This is a genomic window from Streptomyces sp. NPDC041205 (assembly GCF_055591765.1).
This window is the reverse complement of sequence record NZ_JBVIZH010000007.1, coordinates 179969-196117: the sequence shown is the minus strand read 5'-3', so window position 1 is coordinate 196117 and position 16149 is coordinate 179969. Positions and strand designations below refer to the sequence as shown.

At 71.5% G+C, this 16149-nt stretch carries 15 protein-coding genes and 1 tRNA gene; 8 read left to right on the top strand and 8 right to left on the bottom strand.

The annotated features are described in order from the left end of the window. Positions 1–278 precede the first annotated feature (278 nt). Positions 279–1730 carry a hypothetical protein gene (locus ACZ6BG_RS28525; RefSeq protein ID WP_469006641.1) on the top strand — a complete coding sequence of 484 codons (1452 nt, stop codon included), beginning with the start codon at positions 279–281 and terminating at the stop codon, positions 1728–1730. A 152-nt stretch (positions 1731–1882) separates the two neighbouring features. On the opposite strand, the gene ACZ6BG_RS28520 is transcribed toward ACZ6BG_RS28525, so the two are convergent. Further along, positions 1883–3808: a serine/threonine-protein kinase gene (locus ACZ6BG_RS28520; RefSeq protein WP_469006639.1), complete on the bottom strand. Its 1926-nt coding sequence runs from the start codon at positions 3806–3808 to the stop codon at positions 1883–1885. Positions 3809–3859: 51 nt separating this feature from the next. Further along, on the bottom strand, positions 3860–4408 hold the full coding sequence (locus ACZ6BG_RS28515) for a helix-turn-helix domain-containing protein (protein WP_030357748.1): 549 nt from the start codon (positions 4406–4408) through the stop codon (positions 3860–3862). A 184-nt stretch (positions 4409–4592) separates the two neighbouring features. Here ACZ6BG_RS28515 and ACZ6BG_RS28510 point away from each other — a divergent pair. Further along, positions 4593–4665 (top strand) — tRNA-Ala (locus tag ACZ6BG_RS28510). Positions 4666–5005: 340 nt separating this feature from the next. Here ACZ6BG_RS28510 and ACZ6BG_RS28505 read toward each other — a convergent pair. Continuing rightward, positions 5006–5404, bottom strand: a complete 399-nt coding sequence (locus tag ACZ6BG_RS28505) for a VOC family protein (RefSeq protein WP_469007197.1) — start codon at positions 5402–5404, stop codon at positions 5006–5008. Positions 5405–5882: 478 nt separating this feature from the next. Between ACZ6BG_RS28505 and ACZ6BG_RS28500 the strand changes: the two genes are divergently transcribed. Continuing rightward, positions 5883–6512, top strand: a complete 630-nt coding sequence (locus ACZ6BG_RS28500) for a TetR/AcrR family transcriptional regulator (RefSeq protein ID WP_469007195.1) — start codon at positions 5883–5885, stop codon at positions 6510–6512. Positions 6513–6693: 181 nt separating this feature from the next. Here ACZ6BG_RS28500 and ACZ6BG_RS28495 read toward each other — a convergent pair whose 3' ends face one another. After that, on the bottom strand, positions 6694–7464 hold the full coding sequence (locus tag ACZ6BG_RS28495) for a TetR/AcrR family transcriptional regulator (protein ID WP_469006633.1): 771 nt from the start codon (positions 7462–7464) through the stop codon (positions 6694–6696). 176 nt (positions 7465–7640) lie between these two features. Here ACZ6BG_RS28495 and ACZ6BG_RS28490 point away from each other — a divergent pair, with 176 nt between their 5' ends. Beyond that, positions 7641–8348: an NAD(P)-dependent oxidoreductase gene (locus ACZ6BG_RS28490; RefSeq protein ID WP_469006631.1), complete on the top strand. Its 708-nt coding sequence runs from the start codon at positions 7641–7643 to the stop codon at positions 8346–8348. A 191-nt stretch (positions 8349–8539) separates the two neighbouring features. On the opposite strand, the gene ACZ6BG_RS28485 is transcribed toward ACZ6BG_RS28490, so the two are convergent. Beyond that, a complete protein-coding gene (locus ACZ6BG_RS28485; protein ID WP_469006629.1) occupies positions 8540–8947 on the bottom strand; it encodes a rodlin in 408 nt (135 codons plus the stop codon). 214 nt (positions 8948–9161) lie between these two features. Beyond that, positions 9162–9572 carry a rodlin gene (locus ACZ6BG_RS28480; protein ID WP_469006626.1) on the bottom strand — a complete coding sequence of 137 codons (411 nt, stop codon included), beginning with the start codon at positions 9570–9572 and terminating at the stop codon, positions 9162–9164. A gap of 324 nt (positions 9573–9896) precedes the next feature. On the opposite strand from ACZ6BG_RS28480, the gene ACZ6BG_RS28475 reads away from it, so the two are divergent. The 3 genes from ACZ6BG_RS28475 (at position 9897) to ACZ6BG_RS28465 (ending at position 11912) form a co-directional block, all read left to right on the top strand. Further along, the gene (locus ACZ6BG_RS28475) at positions 9897–10307 is read left to right on the top strand and encodes a rodlin (protein ID WP_469006624.1); all 411 of its coding nucleotides are present in this window, start codon (positions 9897–9899) and stop codon (positions 10305–10307) included. 327 nt (positions 10308–10634) lie between these two features. Then, a complete protein-coding gene (locus tag ACZ6BG_RS28470; protein WP_469006622.1) occupies positions 10635–10868 on the top strand; it encodes a chaplin in 234 nt (77 codons plus the stop codon). Positions 10869–11003: 135 nt separating this feature from the next. Then, entirely contained in the window at positions 11004–11912 is a 909-nt protein-coding gene (locus tag ACZ6BG_RS28465) for a chaplin (protein WP_469006621.1), read from the top strand. A 151-nt stretch (positions 11913–12063) separates the two neighbouring features. Here the strand turns inward: ACZ6BG_RS28465 and ACZ6BG_RS28460 are convergent, their stop codons facing one another. Together ACZ6BG_RS28460 and ACZ6BG_RS28455 are read right to left on the bottom strand one after the other, a co-directional pair. Beyond that, positions 12064–13377 (bottom strand): NAD(P)-binding domain-containing protein, encoded by a 1314-nt coding sequence (locus tag ACZ6BG_RS28460; RefSeq protein WP_469006620.1) that lies wholly within the window; start codon positions 13375–13377, stop codon positions 12064–12066. Continuing rightward, on the bottom strand, positions 13370–14689 hold the full coding sequence (locus ACZ6BG_RS28455; RefSeq protein WP_469006618.1) for a carboxylate--amine ligase: 1320 nt from the start codon (positions 14687–14689) through the stop codon (positions 13370–13372). The genes ACZ6BG_RS28460 and ACZ6BG_RS28455 overlap by 8 nt, the downstream gene beginning before the upstream one ends. Positions 14690–14845: 156 nt before the next feature. On the opposite strand from ACZ6BG_RS28455, the gene ACZ6BG_RS28450 reads away from it, so the two are divergent. Continuing rightward, positions 14846–16147, top strand: coding sequence for a glycoside hydrolase family 26 protein (locus tag ACZ6BG_RS28450; RefSeq protein WP_469006617.1), 1302 nt, complete (start codon positions 14846–14848; stop codon positions 16145–16147). The last annotated feature ends 2 nt before the right edge of the window (positions 16148–16149 follow it).

Sequence of the window (16149 nt, the reverse complement as noted above, 5' to 3'; positions counted from 1 at the left end):
TTGAGCGGTCGGGGCCCTGTGCTGTCCCGGGAGTCTTTTGTCCCGCTTGTTCTGCCGGGTGGCGGGGGTTCTCCCGCGCGTGTACGGGGACCGTGCGGTCCCGGGCGGGCCGGTTGCCCCCGGCGTGACCTCGACGGCTCACCCCTTTGGTTCACTTGCGCAATTTCATTCCTTGCTTGAGCAAATCGGTGGAGGGTGAGGTGCAGAGCGGCGTGATGAGGCGAGGCCGGGGCGGTCGGTCTGCGGTCGGTGCGGTCCTGGGCGCTGTGCTGTGTGCGGTGACGCTGCCGGGCAGCTGGGCCGGGAGCGGCGTGGCCTTCGCTCGGCCCGGGCACACGTCCGTCGACGAGAGCCCCGGTCCGTACGCCTTCGACAGTGACGTGAAGGACGTCGACGGCGCGACCAGTACGGCCGGGAGCCGGATGCTGGTGCCGGGGGCGACCTATAGGAGTGCCATCGGGCATCCCGGGGCGTCGGAGGACGGGGCCTCTGGGGCGTCGGAGTCGTCCGGGGCGTCCGCGTCCCCCGGGAGCGGCTCATCGGGGGCTTCCGCTGGTACCGGCTCCACCGGCAGCGAGCTCTACTACCGGCTCGAACTCAACGCCAAGGACAGCGCGTACGTCTCCGTGACCGCGCTGCCGGGCCCGCGCGGCCGGGTCGTGTTCGCCGACGGCATCAAGGTGTCCGTGCAGGACGCCGACGGCTTCACCTGCGACCTGGGGTCCGCGCGGATCGGCTCCTCGCAGAGCCCGCGGCCGCTCACCGCCTCGGCGAAGCGGCAACTCGGCGCGGACCAGAAGAAGTGCCAGACGGCAGGGACGTACTACGTAGTGGTCGAGCGGACCACCAACTCCAGGTCGCCGGTGTCGTCCACCCCGGAGAAACCGTCCTCTCCGGAGGACTGGGATCTGGAGCTGTACGTCGCCTCCGAGCCCGCTCTGGCCAAGGCGGGGCCGACCACCCCGCCACAGGACACGGACTCCGCCCCGCGGCAGCAGCCCCCCGCCGGCGCGCCGCTGCCCCGCGCGGGCGGCAGCAGCTTCGGTACGGCCAGGGCGCTGGGCAAGGGCGTGTGGGGTGACCGCGTCCGGGCCGGGCAGACGCGGTTCTACCGGGTGCCCGTCGACTGGGGACAGCGCCTCTCCGTCACCCTGGAACTCGGCAGCGGCACCCGGAGCGGCGACTTCGTGACGCCCGCGCTGATCATGGAGCTGTTCAACCCGGTGCGCGGGCCCGTCGCGGACTCCGACATCCCGTACGACGGCCGACAGAAGTCGATGGCCCTGTCCCCGCTGCCGCCCGTCGCGTACGAGAACCGCTACGCGCCCTTCGACCGGACCTCCGGGGTGCGGTTCGCGGGGTGGTACTACCTCGTGGTGCACCTCGACCCGGACGTCGCCAGGCGGTTCGGCGCGGCCGAGACGGGGCTGACCCTGCGGGTGGGTGTCGCCGGTGAGCGGCGGCCGGCGCCCGCGTACGCCGGGGTGCCGCGTCCCGCGGACGGCTTCGGCGTCACGGAGCGCGACGAGGACGCGGCGCGGAACGGCGCCGGAGGGGGTGGCTCCGCCCGGCGCGAGCCCGGCCCTGGCGGCTCGGCTGCCGCTCCCGAGGGCGATATGGCCATGAAGGTGCTCGCGGCAGCGGGATTCGGCACGGGGACGGTGCTGCTCGCCGTTCTGGGGGTGTGGCGGGCTGTGGCTCGGCGGCGGCTCGGTCGGATCTCGGCTTGATCTGTGTCCGGCTTGATCCACGTCCCGCCTGGTCCGCGTCCCGCCTGATCTGTATCCAGCCTGCTGTGTCCGGCTTGGACGGTCCGTCGGTTCGCTCGGTCCGGTGGGTCCGGTTGGTTCGCTCGGTCCGGCGACGGCCTCCGTACGGCCCGTCAGATGCGAGTGAGGGCCCAGAAACCCACCGCGAAGCAGGCCAGCGCGGCCAGCAGCATCGGCAGGGCCACTTTCACGGGCGGCCCGGGGCGCGGTGCGCGCACGGCCGCGGCGTGGCGGCGCTGCGCACGGCCCCTTGGCTGAAGTTCCGGGAGCGGAGCCGGAATTGATGGGCTGGGGGATGGAACCTGTTGGGGCTGAGCGGTGTATGGAGAAGTAGGAGCGTAAGCGCGCTGCGCGGCGGGGGACGCGGCCGCGGCGTGAGCGGGCTCTGGGGTGGCTGCGGGTAAGGGGGCCGGGGCTGGGGTCCAGGTCTGGGGCGGTGCAGGGAATGGGGGTGGAGCTGAGGTCGGGGTCTGGGCTGAGGCCGGACTCGGAGTGGGGGTCGGGCTCGGAGTGGAGGTCGGACTCGGAGTTGGGATCGGGGTCGGAGTGGGTGTGGGGGGTGTTGTCGGGAGTTCGGACGGGAGTGGGGCCGGCATCGGAAGCGGGGTCGGTGTAGGGGGAGTGGGTGGTTGCGCGGGTTGTGGGGGTGGCGCTTGGTGGGGCGGAATCGGTGGGGGCAGGTGGAAGCTGCCGGTCTCCGACATCGGGGGGTGCGCGGGGGGTGATGGCGGTTGTACGGGGTGGTGGGGCGCCGAGCCCACGGACGATGGCTGCCCCAAGGAGGGCTGAGCCAGCGGTGGTTGGCCAGTGGAGGAGGGCTGGCCCACGGAGGGTTGGATCGCGGAGGGCTGGCCCACGGAAGGCTGGATCGCGGGTGGGAGTGGCGTGGCGGGCAAGCCTGTGGATGTGTGCCCGGTGGGAGGTCGCCCCGTGGCTGGGTGAGCTGTGGACGGCTGCCCCGTCGACGAGTGCCCCGTCGACGAGTGCCCCGTCGACGAGTGCCCCGTGGCCGCGTTCCCCATGGACGGGTTCCCCATGGACGGGTTGCCCACGGACGGGTTCCCCACGGACGGGTGGGACAGAGGTGGGGGTGGTGTGGCGGAGGCTGAGGATGAGGTGGGGGGCGGCGGCTGGGACGGGGGTGGTTGAGGGGCGCGGGTGAGGGGGCCGTCGGGGCCGAAACCCGTGGGCAGCGGGGCGAGTTGGTCGAAGATCTCGACGACCTCGTCGTCGGGTCCGGACTCGGGCAGCATCTCGGCGGCGGAGGTGAGTGCCTTGCGGGCGCCGGTGGCGGTGCGGAACCGCGCCTGCGGGTCGGGTTGCAGGAGGGTGGCGATGACCTGCCACAGCGGTTCGGGCACGCCCTGGGGTGCCCCGGGGGTGCCGTGGGCCGCGAAGTGCTCGATCAGGGCCTTGGCGTCGGGCTTGGCGCCCTGCAGGAGGTACAGGGCGACGAGGCCGACGGCGAAGAGGTCGGCGGTGAAGTCCGGTTCGGCGCCCATCATTTGCTCGGGTGCGAAGTACCCGGGGGTGCCCACCACGTAGTCGGTCTCGGTCAGCCGTGGCTCGCCCTTGCGCATGGAGATGCCGAAGTCCGACAGGCGCAGGTGCGGCCGCCCCGTCCCGGTGGCCTCCAGGAGGATGTTGGCGGGCTTGATGTCGCGGTGCACGACGCCCTCCGCGTGCACGGCGGCGAGGCCGGAGAGGAGCTGGTCGAGGAGGGTGCAGGTGAAGTGGGCGGGGAGCGGTCCGTAGTCACCGATGACGTGGGCGAGCGAGCCGCCGGTGACCAGCTCCATGGTGAACAGGACCTGGTCGTCGTCGGCGGCCCAGCTGGCGGGAGCGAGCACATGCGGATGGTCGATCCGCAGTGCCTGCTCCCGCACGAAACGCAACAGAGTGTGAGCGTTGCGCTGCTGAAGCACCTTGGCCGCCACATATCTGCGGCGGCGATGGTCCCAGGCACGCCATACGGCGCCCACTCCCCCGCGTCCGACCGGGTCGACGAGTTCGTACCGCCCGGCGAAGACCTCACCCATGGTCGTGCCCGCTCCCCTTCCGGGCCGCCCGGCAGCGGCCCGGCCGGCGGCTCAGCTCTGGTGCGCCTCGTAGTGGGCGACGGCGTCCGCGGTGCGGCCCGCTCCGTATACCCGAAGGAACTCTGCCAGTTCCGGGTGGGTCGGGGCGAGCGTGTCCGCGGCATCGATGATGTCGCCCGCCGCCGCGACGGAGCGCAGCAGCGACTGGATCTCACGCACCACGCGCTTCACCGTGGGTGCGCCTGAACTCGTGGTCGACTGGGTGGTGTTGGTCAGTACGGAACCCCCCTGGGACTTCTTGATCTCGTCCATGCGGTCCGTCGCCTCGGCGGCACTCACACTGCCGTCCGCGACCTGCCCCGACAGCTCCTGGAGGAGCTGCACCCGCTGGACCACGGCCGGATTGCCGATCTTGGCGCGCTGGCCGCTCATCAGCTGCGACAGCATGGGTGCGGAGAGGCCGAGCACCCCGGCGAGCCGTGCCTGGTTCAGGCCCAGATCGTCGATGAGGCGACGGAACAGTGCCCCCAGCGGTTCCCCGTACCAATTCCGCTGGAGCTCCCGTGCTCTCGCGGTTGATTCTTGTTGTGCAGCGTCCATCTTGCGTCTCCCCATCGCTTCCCCTAAGACGTGGTTCGCTGCCGCGAACCACGTCGAGCATCTTACGGAGAGTGGTCGCGCACGGGGAGCCCCAATCCTTTTGCGAGATCTGGGGGGTGACCCGGTACTCTGGTCCCCGACGCCCGCCGAGGCGCGATTTTTTCGCCACGGCATCGGCGCACGCGGGGCCTTAGCTCAGTTGGTAGAGCGCTGTCTTTGCATGGCAGATGTCAGGGGTTCGACTCCCCTAGGCTCCACATTGAGAAAGCCCCCCTGACCTGCGAAAACGCTGCTCAGGGGGGCTTTTTTGGGTCCCTTGTGCGCGCACCGTGTGCGCGCCGGGGCTCGATGACCGTGCAGGCCGTCTCGGCGGCGCGCGCTGTGGTGCTCCGCCTACTTGCGCCTGTTGGATCGCATGGACCAGAGCGTGACGGCGATGCCTATGAGTGCCAAGAGGAAAAGGATCTTCATGGTGTGGGAGTGCCCTCGATGGCCCTCCGGTACACCGAGGTCCCGCTTGAAGGCGTCGGTGGGTGGGTCCGGCATGAGCAGTCGCCCTTCATGAGGGGCGACTGCTGCCCGCGATCAGGCCGAGACTCAGCTCGCTGCCGGCTCTTCCTGCGCGGCCCACTCGACAAACTGGACCACCACGCCGTTCGGGTCGGTCAGTTGGAACAGTCGCTCGCCCCAGGGCTCCTCACGCAGCGGCATCGTGATCGGGGCGCCGGCCTCACGCAGGCGCCGCTCCTCGGCCTCGATGCCGGTGACGGTGAGCGCGAAGATCAGGCCCGTGGCCTGCTGGTCGCGCTGCTCGGGCGGGAGCACCTCGCTGCCGCGCTGGAGCAGCACGATGTCGGCGGCGGCATCCCCGTGGGTCAGGGACGCGAAGCCGTCGGCGGCCATGGCGACCTGGTAGCCGAGGTGGACGTGGAAGAACTCACGCGAGGCGGCGACGTCGGCGACGGTCAGGGACACGGTGGAGGCGGTGACGTTCAGGGCAACTCCTGGCAGAAGAGGGTGTGGCAGATGTGGGTGTGACAGGTGGGGGCGAGGCAAGTGTGGGTTCGGCAGGTGCTGGCGGTGTAGCCCTGTCGGACGTCTCAGGCGGGTGAGTGGCTCCTCACCGGTTGCCTCGACGGCCGGGTCCGCGCATGTGGCGAGCGGGCGGGACAGGGCGATTCGCCGCAGCGGTGCGGACGGGCTGCTGAGGCCCGGGGCGTCCGTGCCCTGCCCCGTCCTGACCGTGCCGAAGCGTTGTGTTGAGCGTGCCCGCGAGGCCGAGTGCCGTGCGGTCCGGCGCGGGAGCGTCCGCGAACTCGGTGGTGATGGTGGCGCCGACGAAGTACGAGAGCTTGCGCAAATGCAGGTCCGTTCACTGAGGGGATTTTTGCAACGGACGTAACTTTAGGTCGGCCCCCTCGGTTCGTCAAGCGTATTTTTACATCGGATGTAAGATTCCCTCATGACTACTGAGATGGGGCTCCGTGAGTCCAAGAAGCAGGAGACCAGGCAGCTGATCTCCGACTGCGCCACCAGGCTCTTCATCGAGCAGGGCTTCGAGCAGACCACCATCACCGAGATCGCTGCCGCGGCCCGCGTGGCCAAGAAGACGGTGACCAACTACTTCCCCCGCAAGGAAGACCTGGCCCTCGACCATCACGAGGCCTTCACCGGGGGCCTGGCCAGGGCCGTCACCGAGCGCGAGCCCGGCGTGGAGCCGCTCGCCGCCGTGGGCCGGACCTTCCGCGCCGCGCTCCTCGACCACAGCCCCGTCGTCGGCTTCACGGGCATCGCGTTCGCCCGCATGATCGCCGACAGTCCCACCCTCACCGCCCGGCTGCGCGAACTGCACGACCAGCGGGAAGCGGCGCTCGCCGCGGCTCTGACCGCCGCCGCTCCCGACTCCGCCCCGGCCATCGCGCCCGTGTCCGGCGCCGCCCTGATCGCCGCGGCGGACCGGCTGCTGTTCCGGCGCATCCAGGAACTCACCCTGGCGGGCCGCACCGACGACGAGATCGAGGCCACGCTCCTCCCGGAGGTCGACCACCTCCGCGCCCTCCTCGCCGCCGCCCTCGCCAATGACCCCACAACCATGACCTGGTGACGTCGCCGCCGACCGCGACGTCACCGGCTTTCACGGTGAAGTCCCAGGTGAGAAGGGGCATGGTTCCGGGTTCGACTCCCCTGGGCTCCACATCCCTAGAGCCCCTCTGGCCTGTGTTTTCTCAGGTCAGGGGGGCTTCTGTATGGGTGGGTGGGTGGGGGCGGGGCCGCGTGCCGGGTGGTCAGCGGGCCGCCGGGATGTCCAGGGTGCGGACCAGCTGGGTCAGCTCCTCCTGGAAGAGTTTCCGCGGGCTGACCGTCTGGGTGCGCAGGTGGCCGTAGACCTCCAGGGACACCAGACCGTGCAGGCGGCCCCAGATGCGCAGGGCGAGCGCGACGGCCGCGGGCGGCAGTTCCGGGAAGGCCGGGCGGACCTTGTCGAGCAGTCCGGGGTCGAAGTCGGACCATTCGAACTCGCTGGTCGCGTAGAGGTGTTGGGCGTGCGGCCAGGCGGCAGCGGCGAGTCCGGCGAGGCCGGTGCAGACGCGGCGCGCGGCGTCGGGGGCGGCGCCGCCTTCGGGGGCCTGGTAGCCGGGGACGGGGTCGCCGTAGATCAGCCGGAAGCCCTCGGGGTGCGCGAGGGACCAGTCACGGAAGGCGGTCGCCCAGGACTGGATCCGGGCGGCCGGATCCAGCGGCGCGCCGGTTTCCCATGCGGTGTCCACGGCGTCGGCCAGGGCGGTGTACACGTCGTTGATCAGCGTGGTGACCAGGTCGTCGCGGGTGGAGAAGTAGCCGTAGATGGCGTTGGCGGTCATGCCCATCTCGCGGGCGATGGCACGCAGGGTGATGGCGTCAGGCCCGCCCGAGGCCATCAGGGCCAGCGCCACGCTCTTGATCTCGGCTGTCGTCTCGGCCCGCAGCCGCGCACGCCTGCCCTGGCCGCTCTGCCCGCCCCGACCGCTCTGCGTGCCCTTCGGCTCCCGGCCGTTCCCCTCACCTGTCGCTGTCACGCGGCAACTCTACAGCGTTTGTTTAGTTGACGGGGTGCGATAACTTCACGGCGTATAGTTTCTGCGCGGCGTCACCTTCGGGGTGGCGCCCCATGTCCACGTGCGGATGTCCACGTCCGGATCTCCGCGCACGGATGTCCACGCGCGGAGCAGGAACACACGACCAGGGGAGAGTCATGCGCATCGGAGTCATCGGAGCCTCGGGGACCATCGGCAGCCGAGTCGTCACCGAGGCCCTCGGCCGGGGCCACCACGTCGAGGCGTACAGCCGTGACCCGGCGCGGGCGGCGCGCGAGGAGCGGCGGGAGAACGTCACCTGGGCCGGGGTCGACGCCCTGGACCCGGCGTCCATAGCGGCTGTGCTGCCTGGACTCGACGTCTTGATCAGCGCCTTCCAGCCCGGCAACGCCGCCAAGGACATGGCGGACACGCTGCGGCGCTCGATCGCCGATCCCACGGTGTACGCCACCGTGGCGCGGGCCCTCCTGAAGGCCCTGGAGAGCCACCCCCGCACCCGGCTCATCGTGATCGGCGGCGCGGGCAGCCTGGAGATCGCGCCGGGCGTGGTCCGCGCCGACTCCGACGAACTGCTGCACGCCACCCTCGACGAGGTCGGGCTGCCCCGCGACTACGCGGCGGCGGTGCGCGGCCACCGGGACGCCCTGAACGTCCTGCGGACCTCGAACCGGCTGTGGACCTACTTCAGCCCGGCCGAGGACATCGCCCCCGGCGAGCGCACCGGCCGCTTCCGGGTCGGCGGCGACCAGCCCGTCCTGGACGCCGAGGGCCGCAGCCGCGTCTCCGCCGAGGACGCCGCCGTCGCCCTGGTCGACGAGGTGGAACTGCCGCGCTTCGTCCAGCGCCGCTTCACCATCGGCTACTGAGGCCTCGGCCACTTGAGGCCGTAGCCATGCCGTAGCCATAGGGGAGGCAGCTACTGGGGCCGCGGGCACTGAGGCCTCGGCCATCGGCCACCCATGGGCGGCCGCCCGAACGCGCGATGGCCGCCACGGAGATCGTGGCGGCCACCCGGTGCGGGGCTGCGGACGTCGGGGCCACGCCAGGCCCCGGTGCGTCAGTGGTTGCCGGCGCCGTTGCCCGAGAGGATCGGGATGTCGCTGAGGATGTGCGACAGCGGCTCGTCGCCCTTGGCCTGCGTGGAGTTCTCCGTGCACTGCTGGTTCTGCGGCGCCGACAGGACGTTGATGTCCTGGACCGCGACCGGCACGACACCCACGAGGGAACCGACGTTGAGCTTGGCGGGCAGGCCGATGCAGGGCTTGTTCAGGGAGCCCTGGACCAGGGACATCTGCGGGCTCATGTTGCCGTGCGTGGCGGAGTTGCCGAACGTCTGCTCGGCGCCGTTGCCGCTGACGGACGTGGTGCCCGTGTCGTTGCCGATGGCCATGGCGGAGGGGGCGGTGACGGCCGTCATGCCGGCGGCGGATGCGGCGATCGCGGCGGTTGCCAAGATCTTCTTCATGGTGAGGAATTCCCTTCGGAGACAGGCTCCGTTGCGGAGCCGCATGGTGGTCAACTGGCCGATGGAGCCGTGGTTTCGGCCATTAGCCCGGTCGGCCGAATAGTGTGCTGAGCGGAGAAGAAGACGGGTGTGGCGACAGCCGTCGACCGGTCCGGGAAGCCCAAACAGCGGGCCGCCGAGGAGAGGTGGCGGCCCGCTGGACTTGGTGCCGGTGTCAGTGGTTGTTGACGCCGTTGCCCGAGAGCACCGGGATGTCGTTGAGCAGGTGCGACAGCGGCTCGTCGCCCTTGGCCTGCGTGGAGTTCTCCGTGCACTGCTGGTTCTGAGGCGCCGACAGGATCGGGATGTCCTGGACCGCGACCGGCACCAGGCCGACGATGGAGCCGACGTTGGCCTTGGCGGGCAGCGCGATACAGGGCTTGTTCAGGGAGCCCTGGATGAGCGCCATCTGCGGGCTCATGTTCCCGTACGTGGCGGAGTTGCCGAACGTCTGGGAGGCGGCGTTGCCGCTCATCGTCTGGGTGCCGCTGTCGTCACCGATGGCGGACGCCGTGGAAGCAGTGGCAGCCGACGCACCGACGACGGAAGCCGTGACCGCGGCCGCGGCCATAACCTTCTTGAGCACAGCATTTCCCTTCTGGATATGAACCCCGTCCGTGGAGCACCCTGAGCAACTGCCGTGGCGGTGCGGGGTTGCTGCTGTTCACTCTTATGGCCCACCAATGGCCCAAGTGTGGGCTCTTTTCAGGCATGGGTGCGAGTGGCGTTGTGCGGATAATCCGATGGTTCGATGCGGCGCCGCGCATGGTGGTGCGCATTTATGTGAATGCGCCGGGCGCCGCCGATGCGCGGAAAAGATCCGATGGAGTGAATGAGCGGAACCAAACGTCCGACGGTGAGTTGAGCAGTCCGCAGTAACCTGTGCTTCTGCCCAGAAAAGGAACAGCAAATGCTCAAGAAGGCAATGGCAGCGGCTGCGGTCGCAGTCTCCGTCGTCGGTATCTCAGCCACCGCAGCCCCTGCCGCGATGGCCATCGGTGACGACGGCGGCACCCAGTCGGCGAGCGGCAACGGCGCCAAGCAGGCGTTCGGCAACTCCGCCACCAAGGGCGACATGAGCCCGCAGCTGTCCCTCGTCCAGGGATCCCTGAACAAGCCCTGTGTCGGCCTGCCGGTCAAGGGCAATGTCGGCTCCCTCGTCGGCCTGGTGCCGATCGCGGTCCAGGACATCCCGATCCTGTCGGCGCCTCAGAACCAGCAGTGCACGGAGAACTCCACGCAGGCCAAGGGCGACGAGCCGCTGTCGCACATCCTCAGCGACATCCCGGTGCTCTCCGGCAACGGCGAGCACAACGGCTGATCCTCACGCCGCAGCGACCGCCCGGGCCGCCCCGACTCCTTCGAGTGGGGCGGCCCGAGCGGCTTTTCCATGCCCGGCTCTGTAATGCCGGTAATTCGGGTGGCTACGGCGAAAATTCCGGCGTCGACTTCTTCGCGTACGGCTTTCGGTATCCGATGTGCAATGACTGGACGGCAGCAGTCGAGTGAACCTGGGAATTCCGAGATGCTGCCGGTTTCCTCTGCTCTTGGTGCTCGTTGGTCAGGACTCAGGTCGCGGTGCGGGTGAAGATACTGCCCGCCCGGCTCTCACCGCCGTTAAGGCGCGACCGGTCAGAAGGGAAGATCTGTGAAGCTCAAGAAGAGCGCAACCGTCATTGCTGGTGCTGTCCTGGCACTGAGCTTCGGTGCCCCGGCATTCGCCGACGCGGGCGCCGACGGCGTGGCCGCCCACTCCCCGGGTTTCCTCTCCGGCAACCTCGTGCAGGTTCCCGTCCACGTTCCCGTCAACGTGTGCGGCAACAGCGCCGACCTCCTCGCGCTGCTGAACCCGGCGTTCGGCAACACCTGCGTCAACGACTGACGCATTGACGTAGCGACCCGGCCGTCCAGGCCGTGTCACCGCCGGCCTTGGCAGGCCTCAGGGCCCCAAGGCCGGCTCCCCTTCGCTCGACGGCCCCAAGGCCGGCTCCCTTTCGCTCAGAGGAAGACCACTAGATTGCGACAGGCCCTCACCAAAGGGGTGCTCTCGGCGGCGGCCGCCACGAGCATCCTGTCCCTGCCCGGCCAGTCCGCGTTCGCCGCAGCCGATGCGCACGGACAGGCCACGGGCTCGCCCGGTTTCTTGTCGGGCAACAGTGTGCAAGCCCCGCTGGAGGTGCCGCTGAACGTCTGCGGCAACTCGGTGAACGGCGTGGGCGCGGGAAACCCGGCCATGGGCAACTCCTGCGCGCACACCTCGTCCCCGACCGCCGAGCGGGCACCGGAACGTGCGGCGCCGCCGCAGCGCGAGGCCGCGCCGAAGCCCGCGCCCGCGCCCAGGCCCGCACCCAACCCCGCGCCCGTCCCGGAGCGCGCGGCCCCCGCACCCGCCCCGGCTCCCGCCCACGCTCCCGCCCCGAAGCCCGCGACCGAGCCTCGGACCCCGGAACCCGCGTACGACGACGGCGGCGGTGGCGCGAGCGCCCACGGCGAGGCGTCCCACTCGCCGGGTCTGCTGGCGGGCAACCTCCTCCAGGCCCCGCTCGACGTGCCGATCAACGCGTGCGGCAACGCCGTCGAGGTCGTCGCGGCACTCTCCGGGACCACCGGCAACAACTGCGGCCAGGCCCCCGAGCAGACGCCCCCGGAGCCGAAGCCGCACGTGCCGCCGGTCAAGCCCGAGCGCCCCGTCGAGCGGGTCACGCCGCCCGAGCCGCCCCGGCCGCCGCGCACCGTGCCCCGGGCACCGGAGTTCCTCAAGGCCTCCGCGACCGCCCGGCAGCCGCGTCCCGCCGAGGCGCCGGAGCACGTCGCCCAGCTCGCCGCGACCGGCATGGACCAGAACGCCCTCGCGGCCGCCGCGGCCAGCGCCGGACTGCTGGTCGGCGGGGCCCTCCTCTACCGGCGCGGACGCAGCACGTCCTGAACCGCGCCGGGAGCGAAGCGGGAACAACAGCAGTAGGAAGCAGAAGCAAGAAGAGCGGTAGCGGTGGAGCGGACGGGTCGACGGCGGCCCGTCCGCTTCCTGCGTGGGGCGCCTGTCAGTGCCGGGTGCCCGTCGGTGACCGGGCGCCCCGTCAGCGCCGGGGCGCCCCGCTCTCGTACGGCGTCACCGCGGTGGCCTCGGCACCCCGTGCCACCGGCACGGCGCCCGGCCGACGCACCCGGCGTCGTACCCCCGCCACCAGGCGCGCCGCCGTGAAGCCCGCGCCCTGGACGAAGCGCATCGCGGGGCCGAAGCTCGACGCGGTCGGCAGACCGGCGACGAACAGGCCGGGCAGGGAGGTCTCGAACCCGCTGTCCACGTACGGGGAGCCGTCGGCGAGTTGGCGCAGGGCGTCCCGGACACCGAGGTCGAGCACGTCGATGCGGTGGGTCAGGGCGCGGAAGCCGGTGGCCGCGAGGACGTGGTCGGTCTCGAAGACCGCGGGGCCGTCCGGGCCGTGGGTGGACAGGAGCACCTGCCCGTCGTGGTGGCGGGCCCCGGTGAGCCGGTGTCCGGTGACGATCTCGATCGCGGCGGCGGAGCGCGCCGCCCCGGCCGTCGTCGCGGCGCCGCCGGGGCCCGCCTCCACGCGGTCCCGCACCCACCAGGCGCCCGCCGGGCCGAGGGCGGTGGCGCAGACGCGGGCGCGGGTGGGTTCCGGGAGCAGCCGGAAGAGGCCGGGGCGTTCGGCGTAGAACCAGTTGCGCCAGCCGCAGCCGAGGCCGCTGTGCGGGGCGCGTGCCGACTGCCACCAAGGGCGGCGCAGGGCGGGCGGAAGGGTGTTCCAGCGCACGTGGGGGGCGCGGGCCAGGACGCGTACGCGGGTGCCTTGTTCGGCGAGGAGCGCGGCCGTCTCCAGGGCGGCCTGGCCCGCGCCGAGCACCGTGACGTCCTTGTCGCGCAGGGGGCGCAGGTCCGCGTGGTGGCTGCTGTGCGAGACGTGGGCGGGGCCCAGGTCCCGTACCAGGGAGGGGATTTCGACGAACGGCATCACGCCGACGGCGAGTGCCACCGTGCGGCCGTGGCAGGTCTCGCCGTCGGCGGTCGTGACGGCGAAGCCGTCGGTCAGCGGGCGGACGGACCGGATCAGGCGCTCGTCGACCGGTGGCGCGGCCTGCTCGGCGAACCACAGGCCGTACGCGGCGAAGTGCTCGACCGGCAGCGGTACTCCGTGCTCGGCGCGCAGGCCCTCGCGGGCGCAGTACGCGGCCAGGCCGTACCGGGCGCCGGGGGCGGAGAGGTCGGACGCCCAGGGCTCCGACTTCAGGAACATGCCGCGCGGCATGTGGTCGCGCCAGGAGGCCATGGGTCTGCCGAAGACGCGTACGTCCAGGCCCGCCGCGGCGGCGTGCGCGGCGATCGACAGGCCGTAGGGGCCCGCTCCCACGATCAGCAGGTCATGCATCGGTGACGGCTCGCTCTCGGTTCGTCGTGCCGGACAGGACGGCGGGGGAGGTCTCCCGCGCCCTGGTGGACAGCGTCAGCAGGATGTTCTGGGTGCCGCCCGCGAGCCGTCCGCGCGCGCGGCGCAGGACATGGCGGCGCCAGCGGCGCCACAGGTCGGCCGCCGGGGCCGGGTCGTCGGCGGCGTCGGCGCCGGACCAGGCGAACTCCGCGGCGGGCGGCCGTCGCAGAGGGGACCGGCGGCGCGGGGCGAGCCGGGTGCGCAGCGCCGTCAGCGGCGCGTAGTTCTCCACCACGAAGGCGCGGCCCGGCAGCGGTGCCGGTGCCGGGACCGGGCGGTGCGTCAGGTCGAGGTGGGCGGCGCGCACCACGTCGGTGCCGGTGCCGTCCGCGAAGAGGCGGAACTGGGCGCCGGGGCGCGGGTTGAAGTCGAGCAGGTGGTACGTGCCGGTGTGGGCGTCCCTGCGGAAGTCCAGGTCGAACACGCCCCGGTAGCCGAGGCCCGCGAGCAGCCGCCGGGTCAGCGCCCACAGGCCCGCGTCGTCCGCCCACTCGCCGACCGCGGTGAGCCCGGCCGCGCGGGGCCGGGCCCGGCGCTTGCGGCCCGTGCCGCCGCCGAACACCTCGCCGTCGCGGCCGACGTACCCGTGCACGAACCAGTCGGCGTCGGGGCCGCCGGGGACGTACGCCTGGAGCAGCAGGCGGCTGCCCGCGGCCGCCGTGCGCTCGTGCAGTGCCGCCGCCTCGCGCGGGGAGCGGACCAGGACGGCGCTGCGCAGTCCGCTGCCGCGGGGCAGCAGCCAGGGGCGGCTCCACTTCGCCACCACCGGGGCGCCCAGGGCCGTCACCGCCCCGGCCGCGTCGGCGGGCGTCATGGGCGTGACCGTCGGCGGATGCGCCACGCCGACGCGTGCGCACAGCGCGGCGAGGGCGGCCTTGTCGGCGAGGCGGCCGGGCAGGCCGGGCGCGGGCCGGGGCAGCAGATAGCGGGCGGCGAGGGCGTCGCGGACGGCGTCGACGGCGAGGGCGCCCGCGTCGTCCAGGGGGATCAGGACGGCGGGGCGGCCGACGCGGGCGGAGACGCGCAGCAGGACCGCGCGGACGTCCTGGGGTGTGGCCGTGGGGGCGGGCGGTGGGTGCATGCGGTGGAGGTGGCGGGAGCGGGCGACCGGGCTGTGCTCGTCGTCGGCCACCAGGTGCACCTCCACCCCCTCCCGGCCCAGGGAACGCACCGCGCCGAGCGTGCCGTGGTGGAAGGGGTTCCGGTCGATCCGCAGCAGGACCGCGGGAACGCGAGTGTCCAGAGAGTGCAAGGTCGGCCTTACTGATCGCTCGCCCAATGGGGCGATGTGCGGTCACGGAGGATTAAGGACTCGATTGGCGTAAAAGAAATACATATGACGGAACGTCAGTAGTGACAGAAATCCATGGCGTCAGATATGTGTGTGACCGGTCCACGAGGAGCAGTCATGAACCCACGGCGTAGCCGACGCAGTAAAAGAACGGGCCGACGCGGAAAACGGCTGGCCGTCATCGCTGCCGGGATCATCGCGTCGACGGCTGTGGTCGCCGTGCCCGGACACACCGCGGGGAAGGCACCCGGGGCGGAGCCGACGCCCGCGCAGAGCCAGGACCCGGCCCCCGCGCGGAGCCCGGCCCCCGCTCCGGCCGAGAGCCCCGCACCCGCCGGAAGCCCCGCACCCGCCGGAAGCCCTTCGCCCGCGCAGAGCCCCGCGCCCGCCGACCCCGAGGTCCCCGCCATCGGCGCCTACCTCGACTACGGCCCCCTCGGCGTCGACCGCATGACCGAGCTGAGCAAGTGGCTGGACGGGACCGAGCTGCGGGTCGGGCACACGTACCTCCCGGGTGACCGGTGGAGCAATATCGAGGGCGCGCCGCGCTTCCTGGAGAGCTGGGCGGCTTGGCGCAAGGCCAAGGACGACCGGATGTTCGTCCTGAACGTGCCGATGCTGGAGCGCAACGAGGACCGGGTCGGCGACTGGCAGGTGCGTGCGATGCTGCGGCAGGGCGCGTCCGGGCTCTTCGACGAGCACTTCCGCGTGCTCGCGAAGCGGCTTGTCGACCTCGGGGTGCCGGACACGGTGATCGTGCTCGGCTGGGAGATGAACGGCACCACGTACACCCATCGTTGCGGTCCGGATCCGGAATCCTGGAAGACGTACTGGAAACGAATCGTCACCACGATGCGTTCGGTGCCGGGGCAGAAATTCAAGTTCGATTTCACCCCGAATCGCGGTCGGGACGCCATTCCGTGGACCGATTGCTATCCCGGTGACGATCTGGTCGACATCATCGGTCTCGATTCGTACGACCAGCCCAGCGGTGTGACGTTCGACCAGCAGGTGACGGAGGAGTACGGGCTCCAGCACCACGTGGATTTCGCGAAGGCCCACAAGAAGCCCATCTCGTATCCCGAATGGGGGCTCTTCCGCAACGGCGACAACGACGAGTACATGCGCCGGATGCTGAAGTGGATGGCCGAGCACAAGCCGCTGTACAACACGGTCACGGACTACTGCCCGCACGGCGTGTGGCAGTGCAAGGACAACCCCAAGGCCACGAAGGTCTACCGCGAGGCGCTCTCCGGCCTGCCGGTGAACCCGACGCCGAAGCCGACCGAACCGACCGCTCCGGTGCGGCCGCCGCACTGCGCGCCGCTGGACCTGGGCGACTGGGTCGAGTACTGGCTGGGCGGGAAGCTGTGTCTGCGGTTCGACTGGTGGGAGCGCAAGGAGCGGCCGCGCGCCTGAGG

Coding starts and splice junctions, on each gene's coding strand:
- ACZ6BG_RS28490 (WP_469006631.1), top strand. CDS start 7,641: ATGCGCATCGGAGTCATCGGAGCCTCGGGGACCATCGGCAGCCGAGTC.
- ACZ6BG_RS28475 (WP_469006624.1), top strand. CDS start 9,897: ATGCTCAAGAAGGCAATGGCAGCGGCTGCGGTCGCAGTCTCCGTCGTC.
- ACZ6BG_RS28520 (WP_469006639.1), bottom strand. CDS start 3,808: ATGGGTGAGGTCTTCGCCGGGCGGTACGAACTCGTCGACCCGGTCGGA.
- ACZ6BG_RS28500 (WP_469007195.1), top strand. CDS start 5,883: ATGGGGCTCCGTGAGTCCAAGAAGCAGGAGACCAGGCAGCTGATCTCC.
- ACZ6BG_RS28460 (WP_469006620.1), bottom strand. CDS start 13,377: ATGCATGACCTGCTGATCGTGGGAGCGGGCCCCTACGGCCTGTCGATC.
- ACZ6BG_RS28450 (WP_469006617.1), top strand. CDS start 14,846: ATGAACCCACGGCGTAGCCGACGCAGTAAAAGAACGGGCCGACGCGGA.
- ACZ6BG_RS28485 (WP_469006629.1), bottom strand. CDS start 8,947: ATGAAGAAGATCTTGGCAACCGCCGCGATCGCCGCATCCGCCGCCGGC.
- ACZ6BG_RS28515 (WP_030357748.1), bottom strand. CDS start 4,408: ATGGACGCTGCACAACAAGAATCAACCGCGAGAGCACGGGAGCTCCAG.